The sequence below is a fragment of the Burkholderia sp. E168m15 genome, assembly GCF_016586105.1.
Classification (GTDB): domain Bacteria; phylum Pseudomonadota; class Gammaproteobacteria; order Burkholderiales; family Burkholderiaceae; genus Burkholderia; species Burkholderia orbicola.
The window spans coordinates 50,223-73,185 of the sequence record NZ_BCPO01000023.1; the positions used below are offsets into that span (position 1 = coordinate 50,223).

Genomic DNA, 22,963 nt, shown 5'->3' on the forward strand with positions numbered 1-22,963 from the left:
AGCGACGGATTGCAGGTCTGTCAACAACCCGTCACGATAATTATTTGATCGTTTCCAGCTTGCCCTGCGCCGTCTGCGCCGCATTCGAGCCGGCGTACTGCGACACGACCTGCTCGAAGGTCTTCTTCGCGGCTGCCTTCTGGCCTTGCTCGAGCTGGTTCGTGCCGATCGCCACGAGGGCGTCCGCCGCGCGCGGGTGTTGCGGGAACTTGCTGACGATCCCTTGCCACGTCGCCGTCGAGCCGCGGTAGTCGCGCAGCGCGTATTGCGCGTTGCCGTACCAGTACTGCGCGGTCGGCTGATAGGGACTCTGCGGATACTTCGCGATGAACGCACGGAACGAAGCCGCCGCCGCCTTGAAGTTGCCGTTGCGGAACTGCTGCTGCGCCGCGCTGAGCGCATCCGTTTCACCCGGCTGCACGGTGCCTTCGACACCATCGATCGTCGCCTGCTGCGGCTCGAACTTCTTGAGCCGCGTGTCGAGATCCTGGTAGTACTCCTTCTGCTGCCGCTCGAGCGTCGTCAGCCGGTTCGTCAGATCCTCGTTCTCGCCGCGCAGCGTCGCGACCTGCTGGTTCAGCTGGTCGATACGGCCGGATTGATCGAGGATCGTACGCTGGGCGGCCGACAACTGGCTCGACAGGTTGTCGCTCTTGCTGCGCAGATCGAGCACGGCACGGCGCGCTTCGTTGTCGTCGAACATGCCGGCGTGCGCCGGCGCGGCCGACCACGCCGCGCCCGCGACGCAGAATGCTGCGGCAACGCGCAGCCAGGTTGAACGGTGCGTCATACGGCGATTCTTCCGTTACTTACTGTTGGTAGACGAGGTCGGCGCGGCGGTTCTGCGCCCACGATGCTTCGTCGTGACCCGTTGCCTGCGGCTTTTCCTTGCCGAGGCTCACGGCTTCCATTTGCGAATCGTTCACGCCGAGCAGTGCCATCGCGCGGCGGACGGCTTCCGCACGCTTCTGGCCCAGCGCGAGGTTGTACTCGCTCGTGCCGCGTTCGTCGGTGTTGCCCTGGATCAGCACGTGGCGCTGCGGGTGGCTCTTCAGGTACTGCGCGTGCTGCTGCATCAGCGGCTGGTACTCGTCCTTCACCGAATAGCTGTCGAAGTCGAAGTAGATGCTGCGCTTCGCGAGCGGGCTGTTCGGGTCGTTCAACGGATCGACGTTCACTTGCGCGACGTTGTCGGCGCTCGGTTGCGTGCTGACTGCGCCCGCGTTGTTTGCCTTGTCGTCGAGCTTCACGCCCGACTTACACGCTGCGAGCGCGCTGATCATCATCACGGCCAGGGCCAGACGAGCTTTATTCGACATCATGGTTACTCTCCTTGTGGTCATTGCATGAAGGGCCCCCACGACGGCTCGCGAACGGAGCCGCCCTGGACGGACAGGATCTGCGGCGGCGCGCTGCCGTCGGAGGGCACTGCAGCCAGAACGTTGCGACCACCCGACTGGGTAGCGTACAGAAGGTACTGGCCGTTTGCCGCGAAGCTCGGCGATTCGTCGCGATTGGTATTCGTGATGGCGTTCGCCGCGCCAGTCTGCAGATCCTGAACGTACAGCTTGAAGCCCCCACCCGTGCGGGAGATGTAAGCGAGCAGCTTGCCGTCCGGGCTCACGCGCGGGCTCGTGTTGTAGCTGCCGGTGAAGGTCACGCGCTGCGCGGCGCCGGCGCTTTCACCCTGCGCGGGCATCCGGTAGATTTGCGGCGCACCGCCACGATCGCTCGTGAAGTAGATCCAGCGGCCGTCCGGCGAGTAGAACGGTTCGGTGTCGATCGAGCTGCTCTGCGTGAGACGGCGCAGGCCGCCGCCGTTCGCGTTGACCGTATAGATTTGCGTATTGCCCGTCAGCGACAGCGCGACGGCCAGCGTGTTGCTGTCCGGCGACCACGCCGGTGCGCTGTTGTTGCCCTTCTGGTCGGAGACCATGTAGCGGCGGCCGGTCGGCAGGTCATGGATGTAGACGATCGGCTTCTTGCGCTCGAACGACACGTACGCGACCTTCGTGCCGCTCGGCGACCAGGCCGGCGAGATGATCGGTTCGGTGCTCGACAGCGCGATGCGCGCGTTCTGGCCATCCGAATCGGAAATCTGCAGCTGGTAGCGGTTGCCGGTCTTGATCACGTACGACAGGCGCGTGGCGAACACGCCACGCACGCCGAGCAGCTTCTGATAGATGTAGTCGGCGATCTTGTGGCCGGCCGTGCGCAGCGTGGTGTCGGTGGCCGTCAGCGACAGGCCGCCGAGGCTTTGCTGCTTCACGGTGTCGTACAGGATGAAGTTGACCTTGTACTGACCGTTCGCGTCGCGGTTCACGCTGCCGGCGACGAACGCATTCGCGCCCTTGGCCTTCCATGCGCCGAGATCGACCGAGGCGGTCTCGGGCACGGGCGTGCTGCCCGCGTCGATGTTGGTGAATTTGCCGCTGCGGGCGAGGTCGGCGCGCACGATCGACGTGACCTGCTGCGGCAGATTCGCCTCGTTCGTGAAGTTTGCGGTGGCAATGGGGAACTGGGTCGACCCGACACCGGTGATCAGCACGTTGACCTGGGCGTTAGCGGCGCTGCCCGCCGTGATCAGACACGAGGCCACGAGTGCCCTGAAACCTAGCTTTGTCATCAAACTCATGCTTCTTGCTTCCCGTATGGCTTGGATCGCTGCGCAACGGCAGAGACAGTAAAAATACCCGATTCGTTCCCATCTGACAGCGACGCCCGGAGTGTAAGCGCATTTCGTTTCACTCCGCCGCCTTGAAGGTAATCGTAATGTCAGACGGGGTACGACCGTTAGAATCGGGCGGCAACGGGACCGATGCGTGGATCGCACTGACCACGGCTTGATCCCACCCCGAATTCCCGCTCGAGCGGGAGACCGATGCGCTCAATACGTCACCGGACGGCGTGCACCGAATCTTGACGACGGTGGTCAGGCCCGCCCGCTCGCCGCCCCAAACGATGTTCGGCTTGACGCGGCGGCGCACCTTGTCGGCATAGCCGGGCGTGGCGGCATTGCCGCCGGAGCCCGTACCGGTGCCGCTTTTCGCGAGACCTTCGCCGCCGCCTTCACCGGCGCCGGACAGGCCCTGCATCTGCGCGAGGCGCGCGCTGCGTTCGCGGTCGAGCTTCGCGTTCGCCGCCGCACTGGCCTTCGCGCGCGCCGCGGCCTCGGCCTTCGCCTTGGCCTGGGCTTCCGCCTTGGCCTTGGCGGCCGCGTCGGCCTTCGCCTTCGCCGCCTGCTGCGCTTCGAGCTGCGCCTGCTTTTGCTGCTGGAGTTTCTGCTGTTCGAGCTTCTGCTGTTCGGCGAGCTGCTGTTGCTTGAGCTTGTCGGCCTGCTTCTGTCTGTCGCGTTCCGCGGCCTTCAGTGCGGCCAGCGCGGCGGCTTGTTGCGCGGCGAGCTGCGCGCGCCGGGCTTCCTCTTCCTGCTGGGCCTTCAGTTGCTGCGCACGGCGCTGCTGCTCGAGCTGCGCTTCGCGCGCGGCCGCTTCCTGCTGCCGTTTCTTCTGCTGCAGCGCGATGTCGGCCTGCTCGTCGCGCACCGGGGCAGGGGGCGGCGCGACCTTCACGGGCGGCGCGGGCGTGACGACGGGCCGCGGCGCGGGGACGTCGGGCACTTCGGTCCATAGCTCGGCTTCGGCGCCGGCCGGCGTGCTGTTCTGCCACTGCACGCCGTGATAGAGGAACAGCGCGAGCAGCACGTGCATCAGCGCGGCGAGCGCGAACGCGCGCCACGTCCCGCGCTCGCGGGGAGGCTGGAGCGGGTAGGCGGATCTGCGCGTGGATTGCTGCCGGTTCATTGCGATTTGACGAGGAGGCCGACGCGCTTGACGCCACGCGCCTTCAGATCGGACATCACGGTCATGACGGCATCGTACTGCACGGTCTTGTCGGCTGCGATCACGACCGGCTGGTCAGGGTGATCGGCCTGCCGGGCCGAGATGAAGCTGTCGAGCTCGGCCTTCGTCATCGTGTCTTCCTGGGTCGCGCCCGAGTCGCCCTTGTACTTGACGCTCATCGTGCGGTCGGCCTTGATGTTGACGACGACGGGCGGCGTCTGCTCCTGCGGCGCGGCGTTGCCGACGGTCGGCAGGTTGATGATCGACGGTGCGACGAGCGGTGCGGTGACCATGAAGATCACGAGCAGCACCAGCATCACGTCGATGTACGGCACGACATTGATGTCGGCCATTGCGCGGCGCGAGCGGCCGCCGCGCATGCTGGATCGGATGGGGCTTCCTGCCATGGCGCGCTCCTTACTGGGCCTGACGCTGCAGGATGTTCGAGAACTCTTCGATGAAGGTCTCGAAACGGATCGCGAGGCGGTCGATGTCGTGCGCGTAGCGGTTGTACGCGACCACCGCCGGAATCGCGGCGAACAGGCCGATCGCGGTGGCGACGAGCGCCTCGGCGATGCCCGGCGCGACGTTCGCGAGCGTGGCTTGCTGCACGTTCGCGAGGCCGCGGAACGAGTTCATGATCCCCCAGACCGTGCCGAACAGACCGATGTACGGGCTGACCGAGCCGACCGACGCGAGGAATGCGAGGTTGGCTTCGAGCACGTCCATTTCACGCTGGAACGACGCGCGCATCGCGCGGCGGGCGCCATCGAGCACGAGGCCCGGATCGCTGAGGCGCTTTTCCTTCGCCTTCAGGAATTCGCGCATCCCCGATTCGAAGATCCGCTCGAGTGCGCCGATCGTGTGGCGGTTGTTGGCGGCGCTCTGGTACAGCGCCTGCAGGTCGCCGCCCGACCAGAAATCCTTCTCGAAGCGTTCGGTCTGGGCACGCGCGCGGCGGATCGCGAACCACTTGCGGAAGATGAAGGTCCACGACATCAGCGACAGCAGCAGCAGCAGTCCCATCACCGCCTGGGCCAGCACGCTCGCGTTGAGGACGAGGGAAATGATCGACAGGTCTTGAACAGTATTCATAGAGGTTTGAGTAACGTCCCTTCGGGGGTGCCCGGCAAGGGCGTCCGGCGTGCGTGCGGCGCGGCGCGCCGGCCATGCCTGACGCCGAACCTTGCTTAGTATCGAATCAGAACGGCAAGTTCATAGGCTTTGTCTAAACGGCGCTCATGCGCGCTTCGTTGACAAACCCGTCTGCCCGGCGTCGATGACGGGACCGCGTTGCAACGCGTCGAGCACGACCGGCGGGATGGCCGCGGGCCGGATGCCGTGACGGTCGACGCAGCCGAGGCGGATATGCCCGGCCACGAGCAGCGTGTCGCCACACCAGGCTTCCTGCGTGAATTCCACCGAGGCACGGCCGATGCGTCCGGGCCGGCTCGTGATCGTCAGCGTGTCGTCGAGTCGCGCCGGCGCGCGGTAGTCGAGCGACGTGCTGCGCACGATGAAGATCGCACCGGTGTCGTCCGCGAGCCGACGCTGGTCGACGCCGCATGCACGGAGCCACTCGGTGCGGGCGCGCTCGAAGAACTTCAGGTAGTTGGCATAGAAGACGATGCCGCCTGCATCGGTATCCTCGTAGTACACGCGCACCGGCCAGGTAAAGCCGGACGGCGCTTCCGGGGAGCGGGTAGGCTGAGTCATGGCGCGCATTCTACCGGAAGGCAAAGGCCCGATTCGTAACCGATTCGTAACGGAATGTAGTGCGTCGTAGCACACCGCGGGCCGCCCGGAGGCGGGCCCGCGGCTGCGGGGACGGGTCAGCCGCGATGGATCGTGAGGCCGGCCGGGGCTTGCGCGACCGGCATCATTTCGATCGTATTGATGTTGACGTGCGCGGGGCGCGTGGCGATCCAGTAGATCGTATCGGCGATGTCCTCGGCCGTGAGCGGCTGGACGTTCTGGTAGACGTTCGCCGCCTTTGCATCGTCGCCGCGGAAGCGGACGTTCGAGAATTCCGTGCCGCCGCACAGGCCCGGTTCGATGTCGGTGACGCGCAACGGCGTGCCGATCAGGTCGGTGCGCAGGTTCAGGCTGAATTGTCTGACGAAAGCCTTGGTCGCGCCGTAGACGTTCCCGCCCGGATACGGATAGGTGCCGGCCACCGAGCCCAGATTGAAGATATGGCCGCGACCGCGCGCGATCATGCCCGGCAGCAACGCGTGCGTGACGGTCACGAGGCCCGAGCAGTTCGTGTCGATCATGGTCTGCCACTCGTCGAGGCTCGCCTTCTGGGCCGGCTCGACGCCGAGCGCGAGGCCGGCGTTGTTGACGAGCACGTCGAGCGCCGCGAATTCGGCGGGAAGGGCGGCCGGCACGGCTTCGACGGCCGCGCGGTCGCGCACGTCGAGCTCGAACGGCAGCAGCGCGTCGCCGAGTTCGGCCGCGAGCGCATCGAGGCGATCCTTGCGGCGTGCGGTGGCGACGACGCGATGGCCGCCCTTGACGAAGGCACGGGAGATGGCGGCGCCGAAGCCGGCGGACGCACCTGTGACGAACACGATCATTGCTGCTCCTGGTCGGTAACGGAATAGCGGGTGGAATCCTGCAAGCCTACTGAGAATGCCGCACCGCGGCAAGACGGCGAAGCGTGTCGGCACGGGCGCGTAGAGTCTGGCCCTTATTGTTTGGAGCGCCCTGCCGTGCGGTTGCCTATTCATGACGCATCCAATACACTAATGCGCTCATCACCCCTGCGTGACTGGCGATAGAACCCTCAGGGTTCAAGGTGGAGCATCCCACCGTGAAGCGCGGGGCGCCGTTTTTGCCGTTCGCCTGGGCAGCCGTTGTGCGCCGTCGCGTGCATCGCCGGTGGCTGTCCTGCCTCGCGTCATACGGATTCTTCCGCCACGTCGAGCTGGTCTCGCCAGCAGCGCACCGTACTCGGCCACTCCGGTCAACCTGTACACACTTAACGGAAACCGTATGTTTGACAGAGCCCAAAGCACCATCGCGAACGTCGATCCCGAAATCTTTGCAGCGATCGAGCAGGAAAACCGCCGCCAGGAAGATCACATCGAGCTGATCGCATCGGAAAACTACACGAGCCCGGCCGTGATGGCCGCGCAGGGCTCGCAGCTCACGAACAAGTACGCGGAAGGGTATCCGGGCAAGCGCTACTACGGCGGTTGCGAGTACGTCGACGTGGTTGAGCAACTGGCGATCGACCGTGTGAAGCAGCTGTTCGGTGCGGAAGCGGCGAACGTGCAGCCGAACTCGGGTTCGCAGGCGAACCAGGGCGTGTTCTTCGCGATGCTCAAGCCGGGCGACACGATCATGGGCATGAGCCTCGCGCACGGCGGCCACCTGACGCACGGCTCGCCGGTGAACATGTCGGGCAAGTGGTTCAACGTGGTGAGCTACGGCCTGAACGAAAACGAAGACATCGACTACGAAGCGGCCGAGAAGCTCGCGCAGGAACACAAGCCGAAGCTGATCGTCGCGGGCGCGTCGGCGTTTGCGCTGAAGATCGATTTCGAGCGTCTGGCGAAGATCGCGAAGTCGGTGGGCGCGTACCTGATGGTCGACATGGCGCACTACGCTGGCCTGATCGCGGCGGGCGTGTACCCGAACCCGGTGCCGCACGCGGATTTCGTGACGACGACGACGCACAAGAGCCTGCGCGGCCCGCGCGGCGGCGTGATCCTGATGAAGGCCGAGTACGAGAAGCCGATCAACTCGGCGATCTTCCCGGGCATCCAGGGCGGCCCGCTGATGCACGTGATCGCGGCGAAGGCGGTGGCGTTCAAGGAAGCGCTGTCGCCGGAGTTCAAGGAATATCAGCAGAAGGTGGTCGAGAACGCACGCGTGCTGGCCGAAACGCTGGTCAAGCGCGGGCTGCGGATCGTGTCGGGCCGCACCGAAAGCCACGTGATGCTGGTCGACCTGCGCGCGAAGAACATCACGGGCAAGGCAGCGGAAGCGGCACTCGGCGCGGCGCACATCACGGTGAACAAGAACGCGATCCCGAACGATCCGGAAAAGCCGTTCGTGACGAGCGGCGTGCGCCTGGGTTCGCCGGCGATGACGACGCGTGGCTTCGGGCCGGCGGAAGCCGAGCAGGTGGGTAACCTGATCGCCGACGTGCTGGAGAACCCGGAGGACGCAGCGACGATCGAGCGCGTGCGTGCGCAGGTCGCCGAGCTGACCAAGCGTTTCCCGGTCTATCGCTGATCGCCGATGCGCTGCCCGTTCTGCCGGCATGACGACACGCAGGTCGTCGACTCGCGCGTGTCCGAAGATGGCGCCGCGATTCGCCGGCGCCGTCGCTGCTCGGCTTGCGACAAGCGCTTCACGACGTACGAGCGGGTCGAACTGAACCTGCCGGCCGTCGTGAAGAAGGACGGCAGCCGCACGGAATTCGACCGTCGCAAGATCGTCGCCAGCATGCAACTCGCGCTGCGCAAACGGCCGGTTGCGGCCGACGCGATCGACGCGGCGGTCGCCCGCATCGAGTATCAACTGCTCGCGACTGGCGAGCGTGAAGTGCGTAGCGAGAAGCTGGGCGAACTCGTGATGAACGAGTTGCGCGGCCTCGATACGATCGCCTATGTCCGCTTCGCATCGGTGTATCGCCGGTTCGAGGACGTTTCCGAATTTGCCGACGTGATCGAAGAGTTCCGTCGCGCCTCTCCCGCCAAGACCCCCCGTAAGCGCTGACGCGCTGCGTCCGTTTATCGTCTGCTCCATGGGTTCGATTCGCGCCGATTGTGTCGGTCGCGATCGCATGTCGCCTCGGCCGTTCGGCAAATGGCGCACGTTTGCACGCGCCGCTACAGTCGTCGCATCACCGTGGCGGAGGGCGATTGCGATGGAACGGGGCGCTCGACCCTTGAAGAATATGGTGCAACGATCGTGCGGATTCACGCTCGTCGAGTTGATGGTCGCCATGTCGCTCGCGGTGGTCGACATGGCGCCGCCCCCGGCGTTGTCGGACGCGCTCGCGTACGCGCCGCCGGATGGCGACGGTTCACCCGTGAGCTATGAACTGGCGGCGACGCCGCTCGACACCGGGCCGATGCACGACGATGCATGCGGCACGTTCACGCTGCGTTCGGACGGGACGAAAGGCAATACAGGAAGCGATGGCGTCGACGAACCGGGCGCTGTCTGCTGGGGTGTGCGCTGAGTGCGCAAGGAAGGCGCGCAGTGGCGCAGGGCCGTGCGCGCGGGATGCCGACGATCAGTCGTTCTGTGCGTCGAGCCCGCGTTCGTCGCGGGACTGTTTCCAGATCCGGTAGACCTCCCATGCGGCGAAGCCGAGCGTGCCCCACTTCAACGCGGGGCCCGCGCTCGCACGCAGCAGCGAGCGAACGGGTTTCGCCAGCACGAGCGACGCGAGCGAACTCAGCATCGGATACTGGTTGACGAGCTGGCCGAGGCTTGCGTTCAGGTTCTTGGCCGACTGGCCGAACCTGCTGGTCGACAGCCCGGGGATGAACACCTTGAGCCAGCTGAAGCGCGTGACGGCGTGGCGCATTTCGGCGGCAGCCTCCGCAAATTCGAGCCGCTCGACTTCGGATCGCAGGATCAGCAATTCCTTGCGGAGCGCGCGGTGCTGCGACGCACTCCAGTTCGATCGCGACGAATGGGAGCGGGAGGGATTGCCCGTGATGTTCTGGCTCATGGCGCGTCGACGAAGTAGGTGGGAGGGATGAGCGCGAAGGCGTTCACGGCTTGCCGCGGAACAGGTCGCGGTCTTTCTCGAGCTCGGCGAGCGTCGCCTCGAACACGGTCGGCGCGTCGCGCAGGCCCGAGCGCGCCTTCAGCGCGCATACGATGCCGCCAATGGCATACAGCGCGGTGATCGCGGCGAGCGCCTGCCAGCGGTAGGTATCCCAGAACGCGATCGCGATCAGCACGGTCAGGCTGATGAGCGCCATCGTCGCGAGCATCATCGCGGCGAGTCCGAGGAACAGCACGCCCATCAGGCGCTCCTTCTCCTCGGCGAGCTCGATGCCCACCAGTTCGAGGCGCGTCTGCAGAAGGCCGATGGCGGAGCCGACGAGGCGGCGCAACGGTCCTTGACCGGACGGCTGCGAGGGGGTGTCTGTCGTCATGGATGAGGTGCTTGCGCGTGCAGTAAGCAGCTAGGACAAAGCCGGCCGGCGCGGGCCGGCCGGCTTCGACGCCCGCAGGCCGCAACCCGGCCCGCGGGACGAAACGGCGCAGAGCGCGTTACTTGCGGTTGATCAGCAGGCCGATCAGCACGCCGACGCCGGCGGCCACGCCGATCGACGTCCACGGATGCTCGTGCACGTAGTCGTCGGTCGCGCGTGCAGCCTTCTTGCCTTTCTCGACCACCACGACCTGGACGTCGGCTGCCTTTTCCTTGGCCTGCTTCAGGCGCGACATGGCTTTCTCGCGCAGCTCGGCCGCACGGTCGCCCGTGCTGCTCGCCGCTTGCTTGAGCAGGTCTTCGGCGTCCGAGAGAACGGTTTTGATATCCGACATCAGTTTCTCCTTGTTGATTTCCGACATTGCAACTCCCTTCGTGCTGTCATGCTGCAGGTTCACATCGTAGCGAAACCCCTGCCTGCTGGCGAGCCGGGAAGACACACGGCGGCAGCGCAAGACTGCATGGTAAACGACTTGTAATCATGAACAGAGCGGCAAACGGGTTGAAAAGTTTCCCCCGCGAGCTTCCGTTCTGCCATGACGCCGGGTAAAAATGACAAAAAAGTATGAATATCAAACGGAATAATCGTTCGCACGGCCCATTGCTTCCCGTAAGCTGATGGACTGCCCCGCGCTGTCCAGCGCGCGGTTTCAACCAGCATCGTTCGAGGAGGGAACATCATGAGTCTGCGTCTTGGCGACATCGCACCGGATTTCGAGCAGGAATCGAGCCTGGGCACCATCAAGTTTCACGAGTGGCTCGGCAACAGCTGGGGCGTCCTGTTCTCCCATCCGGCCGACTACACGCCGGTGTGCACGACCGAACTCGGGCTGACCTCGAAACTGAAGGGCGAATTCGAGAAACGCAACGTGAAGGTGATCGCGCTGTCGGTCGACGGCGTCGAATCGCACAAGGGCTGGATCAACGACATCAACGAAACGCAGTCGACGGTCGTGGGCTTTCCGATCATCGCCGACGCGGACCGCAAGGTGTCGCAGCTGTACGACATGATTCACCCGAACGCGAACGAAACGCTGACGGTGCGTTCGCTGTTCGTGATCGACCCGAACAAGAAGGTGCGGCTCACGATCACCTATCCGGCCAGCACGGGGCGCAACTTCGACGAAGTGCTGCGCGTGATCGACTCGCTGCAACTGACCGATAATTACAAGGTCGCGACGCCCGGCAACTGGAAGGACGGCGACGACGTCGTGATCGTGCCGTCGCTGCAGGATCCGGAAGAGCTGAAGAAACGCTTCCCGAAGGGCTTCAACGCGGTGCGTCCGTATCTGCGGCTGACGCCGCAGCCGAACAAGTAAGCATCGGCGGCCAGGAGCCGCGGCTCCGATGAAAAAAAGCCCGCTCGGCAGTCATGCCGAGCGGGCTTTTGCTTGGGCGGCGTGCGCGGCATCGCTGCCGCGTGCGTCATGGCCGGATCATCAGAAGAATGCCTGGATGCCCGTCTGCGCGCGGCCGAGGATCAGCGCGTGGATGTCGTGCGTGCCTTCGTACGTGTTGACCACTTCGAGGTTCACGAGGTGGCGCGCGACGCCGAATTCGTCGGAGATGCCGTTGCCGCCGAGCATGTCGCGCGCGAGGCGGGCGATGTCGAGCGCCTTGCCGCACGAATTGCGCTTCATGATCGACGTGATCTCGACGGCGGCCGTGCCTTCGTCCTTCATCCGGCCGAGGCGCAGCACGCCTTGCAGGCCGAGCGTGATTTCGGTCTGCATGTCGGCGAGCTTCTTCTGGATCAACTGGTTCGCGGCGAGCGGCCGGCCGAACTGCTGGCGGTCGAGCACGTACTGACGCGCGGTGTGCCAGCAGGACTCGGCGGCGCCGAGCGCGCCCCACGCGATCCCGTAGCGTGCCGAGTTCAGGCAGGTGAACGGGCCGCGCAGGCCGCTCACGTTCGGCATCAGGTTCTCTTCGGGCACGAACACCTCGTCGAGGACGATTTCGCCGGTGATCGATGCGCGCAGCCCGACCTTGCCGTGGATCGCCGGCGCCGACAGGCCTTTCCAGCCCTTCTCGAGGATGAAGCCGCGGATCGCGTCCTTGCCGTTCTCTTCCAGCTTGGCCCATACGACGAATACGTCGGCGATCGGCGAGTTGGTGATCCACATCTTCGCGCCGGACAGCGCGTAGCCGCCCGGCACCTTCTTCGCGCGCGTGACCATGCTGCCCGGATCGGAGCCGTGGTTCGGCTCGGTCAGGCCGAAGCAGCCGATCCATTCGCCGGTCGCGAGCTTCGGCAGGTATTTCTGCTTCTGCGCGTCGGAGCCGAATTCGAAGATCGGCACCATCACGAGCGACGACTGCACGGACATCATCGAACGGTAGCCGGAGTCGACGCGCTCGACTTCGCGCGCGATCAGCCCGTAGCTCACGTAGTTGAGGCCGGGGCCGCCGTATTCCTCGGGAATCGTCGGGCCGAGCAGGCCGACCTCGCCCATCTCGCGAAAGATGACCGCGTCGGTGCGTTCGTGGCGGAACGCTTCGGTGACGCGCGGCGCGAGCTTGTCCTGGGCATACGCCTGCGCGGCATCGCGGACCATTCGCTCTTCTTCGGTCAGTTGCTGGTCGAGCAGCAGCGGATCGTCCCAATGAAAAGTTGCAGCACTCATCGTCTCATCTCCTGTCGGCCCGAGTTGGCGCTTCAGCGCTTAGTCGGGCCCCATGCTTCGCGGTCGGCCCGAGTTGGCGCTTCAGCGCTTACTCCGGCCCCATGCGTTACGGTCAGTGGGAGCGGGCGCTTCGGCGCCGGCCCCGAGTCCGTGCTTTTCAGTCGGACAGAGGCCGCGCTGCAGCGCTTGCTCCGGGCTGATGCCTGAAGTTCGCTTGACTTGCGTTCCGCTGTGCGGAACAATGTTTTGCAAATCGACCTCAGTGTAGCACCGGATGACACTTTCAACCATCGACGACACCACGATCGACGAGCGCAAGTTCGTCGTCGCGCTCGCGCGCGGGCTCGACCTGCTGCGCGCTTTCCGGCCCGGCGAGACGATGCTGGGCAATCGCGATTTCGCGGAACGCACGGGGCTGCCGAAGGCAACGGTGAACCGGCTCGCCTATACGTTGACCGTGCTCGGCTATCTGCGCTACGACGAGACGCTCGGAAAGTATGCGCTGGACGCCGGCGTGCTGTCGCTCGGCTACGCGCTGCTGTCGGGCTCGGGCACGATCGATCTCGCGCGGCCGCACATGCAGGCGCTCGCGCGCGAGATCGGCGCGGCCGTGTCGCTCGGCTGCCGCGACGGGCTCGACATGATCTATCTGGAGACGATCCGCAGCGAGACCGCGCTGACGCTCGGGCTCGCGCCCGGTTCGCGGCTGTCGATGCTGACGAGCTCGATGGGGCGCGCGTACCTGGCCGTGCAGCCGGAGGACGTGCGCCGCGCGCTCTATGCCGAACTGCACCGCGCGGCCGGCGGCGCGGCCGACGCCGATGCGCTCGTCGCCGCCGCGCAGCAGGCGGTGGCCGAATTCTCGGCGGGCGGTTGCTGCTATTCGTTCCGCGCGTGGCACGCGGACGTGAACGCGGCGGCCGTGCCGTTTCGCGAGCCGCGCGAGGGGCGCTGGCTGATCCTGAGCTGCAGCGGCCCGGCGTCGTCGATGGACGAGGCCGTGTTTCGCACGCAGGTCGGGCCGCAACTGAAGGCGCTCGCGCAGCGGCTCGGGCAGACGGTCTGAGAGCGACGAGCGCGCGGGTGCTGTGGTCGTGCGGCAACCAGCTCGTGCGCAACAGGTGGGGAAGCAGAGGCGGCGCGGCACCGTTGCGTATTGCGTGACGGGCGAACCGCGCTCATCATCGTTCGCCTGCTTCCCCGACGACGAGGTCTGCGATGGCGCACCCCGAACCGATGGAAGGCGGATGCGCGTGCGGCGCGATCCGCTACCGTATCGCCGGCGTTCCGACCGACGCCGGTTTCTGCCACTGCCGGCTCTGCCAGCGCACGACCGGCGCGGCGGTCGTCGCATCGGCATCGGTGCCGATCGACGCATTCGAATATCTGCGGGGCGAACCGACCGTCTACGCGTCGAGCGCCTGGGGCGAACGGCGCTTCTGCGGCCGTTGCGGCGCGCAGCTCGAATACCGGCGCTCTGACGCGCCGCAGACGGTCGAGATCAATTACGCGACGCTCGACGAACCGTCGAGGCTGCGTCCGGCGTGGCACGTCTGGTACGGCGATCGTTTCCCGGGCATCGAGATCGACGACGATCTACCGAAGTACGACGACGGTGGCAGGGAATAGGCGGCCCGTCGCGGGCAATGCGCCGGCGCCGGGCGGGTGCGCAAGCGCATTCGACCTTTCTGCATGAACGAACGAGGAACCGGCCGGCGTCGAGCGACGCTGAAACCTGATTCCCGAAGTAACCCGACACCGGATGCCGCCCCCGGCGCGGCACGCTCCCCGCGTGGCTGCTCCCTCCGCTCAGGCCGTCACGACCTTCGCGAACACCGGCCCCTGCATGAACCGCACGTCGTGCTGGCGCAGCAGCTCGCACTGCGTCTCGTCGACCACGCCGTCGAAGATCAGCGGAATCCGCACGCGCTGCGCGTAGGCGACGAGCGCCTTGACCATCCCGTCGCGCAACGCGATGCCCGCATCCATCTTGATGTAGTCGGGGCGCGCCATGTCCGATTCGACCGCGAGGATGCGGCCCGGGTCGGGCAGCTTGTCGGCGACCTTGAAGCCGTGATGCTGATAGCTGCGCGTCAGGTAGCCGAGGAACGTCTTGTGGGCGACCGCGACCGCCGGCAGTTCGATCACGATCCGCTCGGGCGGCAGCCCGAAGCGCTGCAGTACCGACGAGAAATGCTTGCCGTGGTCGTACTTCACGCTCTTGAGCAGCCGCTCGTGCACGCGCAGGAACAGCAGCCCGTGACGCTGCGCCCCGAAGAAATTGATCGCGTGCAGCGCGCGCGACAGGCGGTCGATCGCGACCAGCGTCTGGTCGTCGACGGCCGCGTCGACCGGGTCGTGCTGCGCGCCGGTGACGAGCGTGACGGCCTGGAAGCCGAGCTCGTCGCCGTAGCGCTCGATCGCGTCGGCGAACGACGTCGATTGCGGCGCGCCGGGCATCGTCACGTCGTAGATCGGCTCGTACGCGCTGGCGAGCGTGCGCTCGGGCAGATTCGCGCACGCGGTGCCGCCTTCGGCAAGCGCGAGGTGTTCCCGCAGATACGGCAGTTGCCCGGCACGGCTGACCAGCTCGGGGATGGTAGGCGGAATCATCGGCGTGAGAAGGAAAAATGGCGGCCGAAAGGGCCGCCTCGTTGACTTGATATTAGCAGCGCGCGCCGCGCTCGGCTCGGCGTTTCATTCATATGGTTATCCCGTCCCCGAGCGAACGACTAGGGTTTACGTTGATTTCACTATTCGTAATTGGTTTTACTATTCGTAAATCCAAGGAGGGGTCGCCGATCAAGAAAAGCGGCATGCGGGCGCCGCGAAACGGCGCCGTTCACGAATCAACAGGAAGCAAGGAGCGAGACGTGGCGGTTGTTGACAGGACAAGCGGGCAGGCGCGCCGCGAGGAGACGGATGGAGCGACGGGCGCGGCGGTGCGCGCACGGCGGGGTTGACGCGCGGATGGCGACCATGAGCATCGATTACCAGACGCTGAAGTTCGAGTACCGCGCCCGCGCGCACGACGCGGCCGTCCACCCGGTGATCGTCGTCGGCGCGGGCCCGGTGGGCCTGGCCGCCGCGATCGACCTCGCGCAGCAGGGCGTGCCGGTCGTGCTGCTCGACGACGACGACACGCTGTCGACCGGCTCGCGCGCGATCTGCTTCGCCAAGCGCACGCTCGAGATCTTCGACCGGCTCGGCTGCGGCGAGCGCTTCGTCGACAAGGGCGTGAGCTGGCACGTCGGCAAGGTGTTCCTGCAGGACGAGCAGCTTTACGCATTCGACCTGCTGCCCGAGGAGGGGCATGCGCGCCCCGCGTTCATCAACCTGCAGCAGTACTACGTCGAAGGCTATCTGGCCGACCGCGCGTTCGAGCTGCCGAACATCGACATCCGCTGGAAGCACAAGGTGACGGGCGTCGACCAGTCGGCCGAACACGCGGTGCTGACGATCGAGACGCCGGACGGCGTCGCGACGCTGCGCGCGCAATACGTGATCGCGGCCGACGGCTCGCGCAGCCCGATGCGCACGGCGATGGGCCTGGAAAGCCGTGGCCGCACGTTCAAGGACCGCTTCCTGATCGCCGACGTGAAGATGAAGGCGGAGTTTCCGACCGAGCGCTGGTTCTGGTTCGACCCGCCGTTTCACCGCAACCAGTCGGTGCTGCTGCACCGCCAGCCGGACAACGTGTGGCGCATCGACTTCCAGCTCGGCTGGGATGCCGATCCGGTCGCCGAGAAGCAGCCGGAGCGTGTGATCCCGCGTGTGCGCGCGCTGCTCGGCGCGGACGTCGAGTTCGAGCTCGAGTGGGTGAGCGTCTATACGTTCCGCTGCCAGCGGATGGACACGTTCCGCCACGGCCGCGTGCTGTTCGCGGGCGATTCCGCGCACGGCGTGTCGCCGTTCGGCGCGCGCGGTGCGAACAGCGGCGTGCAGGACGCGGACAACCTCGCGTGGAAGCTGAAGCTGGTGCTCGACGGCCGTGCGCACGACCGCCTGCTCGACACTTATGCGAGCGAGCGCGAGTTCGCAGCCGACGAGAACATCCGCAACTCGACGCGCTCGACCGATTTCATCACGCCGAAAAGCGCGGTGTCGCGCGTGTTCCGCGACGCGACGCTGAAGCTCGCGCGCGACTGCGAGTTCGCACGCAAGCTGGTGAACAGCGGGCGCCTGTCGGTGCCGGCCGTGCTGGCCGATTCGCCGCTCAACACGCCGGACCGCGGCGGCGACACGTTTGCGTGCGCGATGCGGCCGGGCGCGGCGGCGGCCGATGCACCGGTGCGCGCGCAAGGCGCGTCGGGCTGGCTGCTGCAGCATCTGCGCGGCGGCTTCACCGGTGTGCTGTTCGGATTGCCGGGCGACGCGGCCGCGCTCGCGCAGGCCGTCGACGGCCTCGCGCCGGCGGTGCGGCCGGTGCTCGTCGTGCCGGCCGGGCACGCGCAGCCGGCGGCCGGTGTCGACGTGGTGGAGGACGTCGACGGGCTCGCCGCGCAGCGCTACGACGCGCAGCCCGGCACGTTCTACCTGTTGCGTCCCGACCAGCACGTCTGCGCCCGCACGCGCACGCTCGACCGTCAGGCGATTGCCGACGCACTGGCGCGCGCGAGCTGCGCACGCTGAATACGATAAAGACACCGGAGACACCGTCATGCCCCCACTCGATACCCGCCCGCGCCTGGCCGACCCCGATGCGTTCTACGAAGCGCTGATCGACATGCATCGCGACCTGTCGGACGCCGACAGCCAGCTCGTCAACGCGAAGCTGATCCTGTTGCTCGCGAACCAGGTCGGTGACGCCGACGTGCTGCGCGAAGCGATGGCGCTCGCGCGCCAGGGCGTGACGCCGCCCGTGCATCCGGCCGCCGAGGTGGCGCAATGAGCGCGGCGGCCGATACGCGCGTGCTCGAAGTCGAGCGCGTGATCGACGAGACCCATCGCCCGGGTTTTCACTGGATGCTGCTCGCGCTGTGCGGGCTGTGCCTCGTGATCGACGGTTTCGATGCGCAGGCGATGGGCTACGTCGCGCCGAGCGTGATCGCCGAATGGGGTGTGCCGAAGCAGGCGCTCGGGCCCGTGTTCAGCGCGAGCCTGTTCGGCATGTTGCTCGGCGCGCTCGGGCTGTCGGTGCTGGCCGACCGGATCGGGCGGCGCCCGGTGCTGATCGGCTCGACGCTGTTCTTCGCGGTGACGATGCTCGCGACGCCGTTCGCGGGCTCGATTCCCGTGCTGATGGCGCTGCGCTTCGTCACGGGGCTCGGCCTCGGCTGCATCATGCCGAACGCGATGGCGCTGGTCGGCGAGTTCAGCCCGGCCGCGCATCGCGTGAAGCGGATGATGATCGTGTCGTGCGGCTTCACGCTCGGCGCGGCGCTCGGCGGCTTCATCAGCGCGGCGCTGATTCCGGCGCTCGGCTGGCGTTCGGTGTTCTTCGTCGGCGGTGCGGTGCCGCTCGTGCTGACGATCGCGATGGTCGCGCGGCTGCCCGAATCGCTGCAGTTCCTGGTGCTGAAAGGGCGCGTCGCGCAGGCGCGTGACTGGCTCGCGCGGTTCGCGCCGCAGGCCGGCATCGATGCGAACACGCGGCTCGTCGTGCGCGAGCGCGCGGCGAGCGGCGCGCCGGTGGCCGAACTGTTCCGCCATGGCCGCCTGCCGGTCACGCTGCTGCTGTGGGCGATCAGTTTCATGAACCTGATCGATCTGTACTTCCTGTCGAACTGGCTGCCGACCGTGATGCGCGAGGCCGGCTATTCGCCGGGCACGGCGGTGATCGTCGGCACGGTGCTGCAGACGGGCGGCGTGATCGGCACGCTGTCGCTCGGCTGGTTCATCGAACGTTACGGCTTCGTGCGCGTGCTGTTCGCCTGCTTTGCGTGCGCGGCCGTGTCGGTGGGGCTGATCGGCTCGGTCGCGCATGCGCTGCCGTGGCTGCTGGTCGTCGTGTTCGCGGGCGGGTTCTGCGTGGTCGGCGGGCAGCCGGCCGTGAACGCGCTCGCGGGCCAGTATTACCCGACGTCGCTGCGCTCGACGGGCATCGGCTGGAGCCTCGGCATCGGCCGGATCGGCTCGGTGCTCGGGCCGCTCGTCGGCGGACAACTGATTGCGCTCAACTGGTCCAACGGCGCGCTGTTCCACGCGGCCGCGGTGCCCGTGCTGTGCTCGGCGCTGTTCGTGCTCGGCCTTGCGGGCGTCACGCGGCGCAGCGCTGCGCAGGCGCCGAACGCCGCCCTGAATTGATGGAGAAAGGAAAACGATGACGCTTGACCTGTCGAAACCGGCAACCGCCGGCTACCTGAGCGGCTTCGCGAACGAATTCGCGACCGAGGCGCTGCCCGGTGCGCTGCCGCACGGCCGCAACTCGCCGCAGCGCGCGCCGTACGGGCTGTACGCGGAGCAGCTGTCGGGCACGGCGTTCACCGCGCCGCGCGGCCACAACCGCCGCTCGTGGCTGTACCGGATTCGCCCGGCCGCCGTGCACCGGCCGTTCGAGCCGTATGCGGGCGCGCAGCGGCTCGTGTCGGAATTCGGCGATTCGGCCGACGTGCCGCCGACGCCGCCGAACCAGCTGCGCTGGGACCCGCTGCCGATGCCGGTCGAGCCGACCGATTTCGTCGACGGCCTTGTGACGATGGCCGGCAACGGGTCGGCCGCCGCGATGAACGGCTGCGCGATTCATCTGTATGCGGCGAACCGCTCGATGCAGGACCGCTTTTTCTACAGCGCGGACGGCGAGCTGCTGATCGTGCCGCAGCAGGGGCGGCTGTTTATCGCGACGGAATTCGGCCGGCTCGATGTCGAGCCGTTCGAGATCGCGGTGATCCCGCGCGGCGTGCGTTTCACCGTCGCGCTGCCGGACGGCGACGCGCGCGGCTATATCTGCGAGAACTTCGGTGCGCTGCTGCGCCTGCCGGATCTCGGCCCGATAGGCTCGAACGGGCTCGCGAACCCGCGCGATTTCCTGACGCCGCAGGCCGCGTACGAGGATCGCGAAGGCGCGTTCGAGCTGATCGCGAAGCTGAACGGCCGGCTCTGGCGCGCGGACATCGGCCATTCGCCGCTCGACGTCGTCGCGTGGCACGGCAACTACGCACCGTATAAGTACGATCTGCGGCTGTTCAACACGATCGGCTCGATCAGCTTCGACCATCCCGATCCGTCGATTTTCCTCGTGCTGCAGGCGCAGAGCGACACGCCGGGCGTCGACACGATCGACTTCGTGATCTTCCCGCCGCGCTGGCTCGCGGCCGAGGATACGTTCCGCCCGCCGTGGTTCCACCGCAACGTCGCGAGCGAGTTCATGGGGCTCGTGCACGGCGCGTACGACGCGAAGGCCGAAGGCTTCGTGCCGGGCGGCGCGAGCCTGCACAACTGCATGTCGGGCCACGGGCCCGATGCGGACACGTTCGAGAAGGCGTCCGCGAGCGACACGACGAAGCCGCACAAGGTCGACGCGACGATGGCGTTCATGTTCGAAACCCGCACGCTGATCCGGCCGACGCGCTACGCGCTCGACACCGCGCAGCTGCAGGCCGACTACTTCGAATGCTGGCAAGGCATCAAGAAACACTTCAATCCGGAGCAAAAGTGAGCGATATCCAAGACTGGCGCGCGACGCTCGATCCGGCTCGCAAGAGCTGGATCGACACGGCGAACGATCCCGCGTGCGATTTCCCGATCCAGAACCTGCCGTTCGGGATCTTCAGCGATGCGAAGCAGGGCGTGCGCCGTGCCGGCGTCGCACTGGGCGACCAGATCGTCGATCTCGCCGCGCTCGCGCGTGCGCGCCTCGTGACGCTGCCGGCCGGCGCCGACGTGTTCGCCGCACCGACGCTCAACGCGTTCGTCGCGCTCGGTCGCGACGCGTGGCGCAGTGTGCGCGTGCAGCTGTCGGCGCTGTTCTCGCGCGATAACGCGACGCTGCGTGACGACGCGGCGCTGCGCGCGCAGGTGCTCGTCGCGCAGCGCGACGCGATGCTGCATCTGCCGGTCGAGATTCCCGGCTACACCGATTTCTATTCGTCGAAGGAGCACGCGACCAACGTCGGCTCGATGTTCCGTGATCCGAAGAATGCACTGCTGCCGAACTGGTCGGAGATGCCGATCGGCTACAACGGCCGCGCGTCGTCAGTGGTCGTGAGCGGCACGCCGGTGCGGCGCCCGAACGGGCAACTGAAGCTGCCTGACCAGGAACGTCCGGTGTTCGGCGCGTGCCGCAAGCTCGACATCGAACTGGAGACGGGCTTCATCGTCGGCAAGGGCAACGCGCTCGGTGAGCCGATCGCGTGCGAGGACGCGGAAGCGCATATCTTCGGGATGGTGCTGCTGAACGACTGGAGCGCGCGCGACATCCAGCAGTGGGAATACGTGCCGCTCGGGCCGTTCAACTCGAAGGGTTTCGCGACGACGATCTCGCCGTGGATCGTCACGCTCGACGCGCTCGAACCGTTCCGCGTCGCGCAGCCGGAGCAGTCGCCGCAGCCGCTCGCGTATCTGCGACATGCGGGCAAGCATGCGTTCGATATCGCGCTGGAAGTGACGCTGCGCGCCGAGGGTGCGGTCGAGGCCACGTCGATCTGCCGCACCAACTTCAAGCACATGTACTGGACGATGGCGCAGCAGCTCGCGCATCACACGGTGGCCGGCTGCAACACGCGCGTGGGCGACCTGATGGGTTCGGGCACGATCAGCGGGCCGACCAAGGATTCGTTCGGCAGCCTGCTCGAACTGACGTGGAACGGCAAGGAGCCGGTCGCGCTGAACGGCGGCGGCAGCCGCACGTTCATCGAGGACGGCGACGAGCTGACGCTCGCGGGCTGGTGCCAGGGCGAGGGGTATCGCGTCGGCTTCGGTACGTGTGCGGGCAAGATTTTGCCGGCGCGCAGCGTGTGACGGATCGCAGCGCGAAATGTGACGTATAGGTCCCGCGTAGTCCGGAAGGACGGGACGGCCCCGCATTGCGCGGGCCGCTGTCGTTACCGCGGGAAGGGCGCGAGCGGGCCGATACGTACGGGGACGTGATGCTGCGCGCCAACGCCAACGCCAACGCCAACGCCAACCCGTATCAGACCGCGCGTTACACCGCGGCGCGGCGTTCCCACAGCGCGGCCGCGACGAACGCGGCGACACAGGCGACCAGCACGCCGATGAGCGCGTTGCTGCCCAGTTGCTCCATTAACGCGCCCGCAACCAGCGGCCCGCCAAAGCTCGCAGCGCTCCACGACGCCGACACGAGCGAACTCGCGGTGACGAGCGCCGCGCCGCGGAACCGTTCGCCGCACGCGACGAGCGACAACGTATAGATGCTGCCGGCCGCCGCGCCGAGCACGAACAGCAGCGGCCAGCACAGCCACGGATTCGCGATCACGAACGGCAGCAGCGGCAGGCCGGCCAGCACGATCCAGCCGGCGCCGAGGTGCACGCGTTCGCGGCCGAGCTTGTCCGCGAGCCAGCCGATCGGGAACTGCATCGCGGTGTCGCCGAACAGCATGATGGACGCGAGCAGCACGGCGGTCGCGCTCGCGACGCCGTGATCCATCGCGTAGAGCGGCAGCAGCGACAGCGCGAGCGTGTCGAACAGCGCGAAGAAGCCGGTGCCGATGATCAGCGCCGGCATGCGCGGCAGGACCGCGAGCCAGCTGTCGTGCGCTGCGTGATGCGCGTCGTCGCCGGCGAGCGGCGCACGGCGGATCGTCGCGAGCGTCGGCAGCGCGAGCAGGAACAGCGCGCCGCACAGCGCGAAGCGGATGCTGGTCGCGCCGGCGATCTGGCTGACGAGCACGGGGCCGGCCATCTGGAACAGCGTGAAATTGGTCGCGTAGATCGCGACGACGCGACCGCGTGTCGAATCGTCGGCGAGCTGGTTGACCCATGCTTCGCCGATCGTGAACAGCAGCATCAGCGCGGCGCCGCACAGCACGCGAAGCACGCCCCACAGGATCAGGTTCGACGTGAACTGCATCAGCGCGGTGGCCGCCGCGAGCAGCACGACCGACACGACGATCGCGCGGCGCGCGCCGATGTGCCGTGCGAGCGCGGTGACGAACGGGACGATCGCGAGGCCGCCGAGCGCCTGCGCGGCGGTCAGCATGCCGACGACGTTGGTGCCGTGCCCGGCTTCGGTCAGTGCGAGCGCGGTGAGCGGCAGCGTGGCGCCGGTCCCGAGGCCGACGACCGCGACGCTCAGGATCAGCGCGAGGAAATCGCGATTGAGAATGGCTTTCATCGGCCGCGATGCTACACCGCGACTGTTGAAAGGTCCATGAAGGTCGTCACGTTTGAATGGAGTTGCGTACGCAACG

At 66.9% G+C, this 22,963-nt stretch carries 25 protein-coding genes and 1 riboswitch; of the genes, 11 read left to right on the forward strand and 14 right to left on the reverse strand.

What is annotated here, in order from left to right; genetic code table 11:
* Positions 1-40: 40 nt before the first annotated feature.
* The 8 genes from ybgF to JMF86_RS03670 all read right to left on the reverse strand — a co-directional run bounded on the left by ybgF (position 41) and on the right by JMF86_RS03670 (position 6,418).
* Positions 41-790, reverse strand: a complete 750-nt coding sequence (ybgF, locus tag JMF86_RS03635; RefSeq protein WP_006484965.1) for a tol-pal system protein YbgF — start codon at positions 788-790, stop codon at positions 41-43.
* Between the two features lie 19 nt (positions 791-809).
* Entirely contained in the window at positions 810-1,322 is a 513-nt protein-coding gene (pal, locus tag JMF86_RS03640; RefSeq protein WP_006484980.1) for a peptidoglycan-associated lipoprotein Pal, read from the reverse strand.
* Positions 1,323-1,339: 17 nt separating this feature from the next.
* Positions 1,340-2,635, reverse strand: a complete 1,296-nt coding sequence (gene tolB, locus JMF86_RS03645; RefSeq protein ID WP_059574261.1) for a Tol-Pal system beta propeller repeat protein TolB — start codon at positions 2,633-2,635, stop codon at positions 1,340-1,342.
* A 109-nt stretch (positions 2,636-2,744) separates the two neighbouring features.
* Positions 2,745-3,800 carry a cell envelope integrity protein TolA gene (gene tolA / locus JMF86_RS03650; protein WP_201316747.1) on the reverse strand — a complete coding sequence of 352 codons (1,056 nt, stop codon included), beginning with the start codon at positions 3,798-3,800 and terminating at the stop codon, positions 2,745-2,747.
* Complete coding sequence (gene tolR, locus JMF86_RS03655) at positions 3,797-4,246, reverse strand: protein TolR (protein WP_006484943.1); 450 nt, start codon at positions 4,244-4,246, stop codon at positions 3,797-3,799. The genes tolA and tolR overlap by 4 nt, the downstream gene beginning before the upstream one ends.
* A gap of 10 nt (positions 4,247-4,256) precedes the next feature.
* On the reverse strand, positions 4,257-4,934 hold the full coding sequence (tolQ, locus tag JMF86_RS03660; protein WP_006476795.1) for a protein TolQ: 678 nt from the start codon (positions 4,932-4,934) through the stop codon (positions 4,257-4,259).
* 144 nt (positions 4,935-5,078) lie between these two features.
* Positions 5,079-5,564: a tol-pal system-associated acyl-CoA thioesterase gene (gene ybgC, locus JMF86_RS03665; protein WP_053525121.1), complete on the reverse strand. Its 486-nt coding sequence runs from the start codon at positions 5,562-5,564 to the stop codon at positions 5,079-5,081.
* 107 nt (positions 5,565-5,671) lie between these two features.
* On the reverse strand, positions 5,672-6,418 hold the full coding sequence (locus JMF86_RS03670) for an SDR family NAD(P)-dependent oxidoreductase (RefSeq protein WP_011544683.1): 747 nt from the start codon (positions 6,416-6,418) through the stop codon (positions 5,672-5,674).
* Between the two features lie 180 nt (positions 6,419-6,598).
* Positions 6,599-6,699: riboswitch (ZMP/ZTP riboswitch) on the forward strand.
* Between the two features lie 137 nt (positions 6,700-6,836).
* On the opposite strand from JMF86_RS03670, the gene glyA reads away from it, so the two are divergent.
* The 3 genes from glyA to JMF86_RS03685 all read left to right on the forward strand — a co-directional run bounded on the left by glyA (position 6,837) and on the right by JMF86_RS03685 (position 9,039).
* Positions 6,837-8,084, forward strand: a complete 1,248-nt coding sequence (glyA, locus tag JMF86_RS03675) for a serine hydroxymethyltransferase (protein ID WP_011544684.1) — start codon at positions 6,837-6,839, stop codon at positions 8,082-8,084.
* Between the two features lie 6 nt (positions 8,085-8,090).
* The gene (nrdR, locus tag JMF86_RS03680; RefSeq protein WP_011694173.1) at positions 8,091-8,570 is read left to right on the forward strand and encodes a transcriptional regulator NrdR; all 480 of its coding nucleotides are present in this window, start codon (positions 8,091-8,093) and stop codon (positions 8,568-8,570) included.
* 181 nt (positions 8,571-8,751) lie between these two features.
* Complete coding sequence (locus tag JMF86_RS03685; RefSeq protein WP_231691672.1) at positions 8,752-9,039, forward strand: prepilin-type N-terminal cleavage/methylation domain-containing protein; 288 nt, start codon at positions 8,752-8,754, stop codon at positions 9,037-9,039.
* 54 nt (positions 9,040-9,093) lie between these two features.
* On the opposite strand, the gene JMF86_RS03690 is transcribed toward JMF86_RS03685, so the two are convergent.
* The 3 genes from JMF86_RS03690 to JMF86_RS03700 form a co-directional block, all read right to left on the reverse strand.
* Positions 9,094-9,537 (reverse strand): DUF3318 domain-containing protein, encoded by a 444-nt coding sequence (locus JMF86_RS03690; RefSeq protein WP_027813026.1) that lies wholly within the window; start codon positions 9,535-9,537, stop codon positions 9,094-9,096.
* Between the two features lie 43 nt (positions 9,538-9,580).
* Positions 9,581-9,970, reverse strand: coding sequence for a phage holin family protein (locus JMF86_RS03695; RefSeq protein ID WP_043887579.1), 390 nt, complete (start codon positions 9,968-9,970; stop codon positions 9,581-9,583).
* A 118-nt stretch (positions 9,971-10,088) separates the two neighbouring features.
* Positions 10,089-10,391, reverse strand: a complete 303-nt coding sequence (locus tag JMF86_RS03700; protein WP_006494044.1) for a YqjD family protein — start codon at positions 10,389-10,391, stop codon at positions 10,089-10,091.
* 318 nt (positions 10,392-10,709) lie between these two features.
* Here JMF86_RS03700 and JMF86_RS03705 point away from each other — a divergent pair, with 318 nt between their 5' ends.
* Entirely contained in the window at positions 10,710-11,348 is a 639-nt protein-coding gene (locus JMF86_RS03705) for a peroxiredoxin (RefSeq protein WP_006476788.1), read from the forward strand.
* 120 nt (positions 11,349-11,468) lie between these two features.
* Here the strand turns inward: JMF86_RS03705 and JMF86_RS03710 are convergent, their stop codons facing one another.
* Positions 11,469-12,656, reverse strand: coding sequence for an acyl-CoA dehydrogenase (locus JMF86_RS03710; protein ID WP_011544689.1), 1,188 nt, complete (start codon positions 12,654-12,656; stop codon positions 11,469-11,471).
* Positions 12,657-12,930: 274 nt separating this feature from the next.
* Between JMF86_RS03710 and JMF86_RS03715 the strand changes: the two genes are divergently transcribed.
* Positions 12,931-13,722 (forward strand): IclR family transcriptional regulator, encoded by a 792-nt coding sequence (locus tag JMF86_RS03715; protein WP_175683930.1) that lies wholly within the window; start codon positions 12,931-12,933, stop codon positions 13,720-13,722.
* A 152-nt stretch (positions 13,723-13,874) separates the two neighbouring features.
* Positions 13,875-14,285 (forward strand): GFA family protein, encoded by a 411-nt coding sequence (locus JMF86_RS03720; protein ID WP_011694174.1) that lies wholly within the window; start codon positions 13,875-13,877, stop codon positions 14,283-14,285.
* A 180-nt stretch (positions 14,286-14,465) separates the two neighbouring features.
* Here JMF86_RS03720 and JMF86_RS03725 read toward each other — a convergent pair whose 3' ends face one another.
* Entirely contained in the window at positions 14,466-15,269 is an 804-nt protein-coding gene (locus tag JMF86_RS03725) for an EAL domain-containing protein (protein ID WP_006484944.1), read from the reverse strand.
* Between the two features lie 357 nt (positions 15,270-15,626).
* On the opposite strand from JMF86_RS03725, the gene JMF86_RS03730 reads away from it, so the two are divergent.
* Genes JMF86_RS03730 through fahA form a run of 5 tightly spaced genes read left to right on the forward strand, consistent with a single transcriptional unit; the run spans position 15,627 to position 21,554 of the window.
* On the forward strand, positions 15,627-17,288 hold the full coding sequence (locus JMF86_RS03730; protein WP_175808991.1) for an FAD-dependent oxidoreductase: 1,662 nt from the start codon (positions 15,627-15,629) through the stop codon (positions 17,286-17,288).
* Between the two features lie 28 nt (positions 17,289-17,316).
* The gene (locus JMF86_RS03735) at positions 17,317-17,547 is read left to right on the forward strand and encodes a DUF2783 domain-containing protein (protein WP_034206533.1); all 231 of its coding nucleotides are present in this window, start codon (positions 17,317-17,319) and stop codon (positions 17,545-17,547) included.
* Positions 17,544-18,902 carry an MFS transporter gene (locus tag JMF86_RS03740; protein WP_175808992.1) on the forward strand — a complete coding sequence of 453 codons (1,359 nt, stop codon included), beginning with the start codon at positions 17,544-17,546 and terminating at the stop codon, positions 18,900-18,902. Before JMF86_RS03735 ends, JMF86_RS03740 begins: the two co-directional genes overlap by 4 nt.
* Before the next feature lie 16 nt (positions 18,903-18,918).
* Complete coding sequence (gene hmgA, locus JMF86_RS03745) at positions 18,919-20,253, forward strand: homogentisate 1,2-dioxygenase (RefSeq protein ID WP_006476781.1); 1,335 nt, start codon at positions 18,919-18,921, stop codon at positions 20,251-20,253.
* Positions 20,250-21,554 carry a fumarylacetoacetase gene (gene fahA, locus JMF86_RS03750; RefSeq protein ID WP_201316748.1) on the forward strand — a complete coding sequence of 435 codons (1,305 nt, stop codon included), beginning with the start codon at positions 20,250-20,252 and terminating at the stop codon, positions 21,552-21,554. Before hmgA ends, fahA begins: the two co-directional genes overlap by 4 nt.
* Before the next feature lie 184 nt (positions 21,555-21,738).
* Here the strand turns inward: fahA and JMF86_RS03755 are convergent, their stop codons facing one another.
* A complete protein-coding gene (locus JMF86_RS03755; RefSeq protein ID WP_201316749.1) occupies positions 21,739-22,887 on the reverse strand; it encodes an MFS transporter in 1,149 nt (382 codons plus the stop codon).
* Between the last annotated feature and the right edge of the window lie 76 nt (positions 22,888-22,963).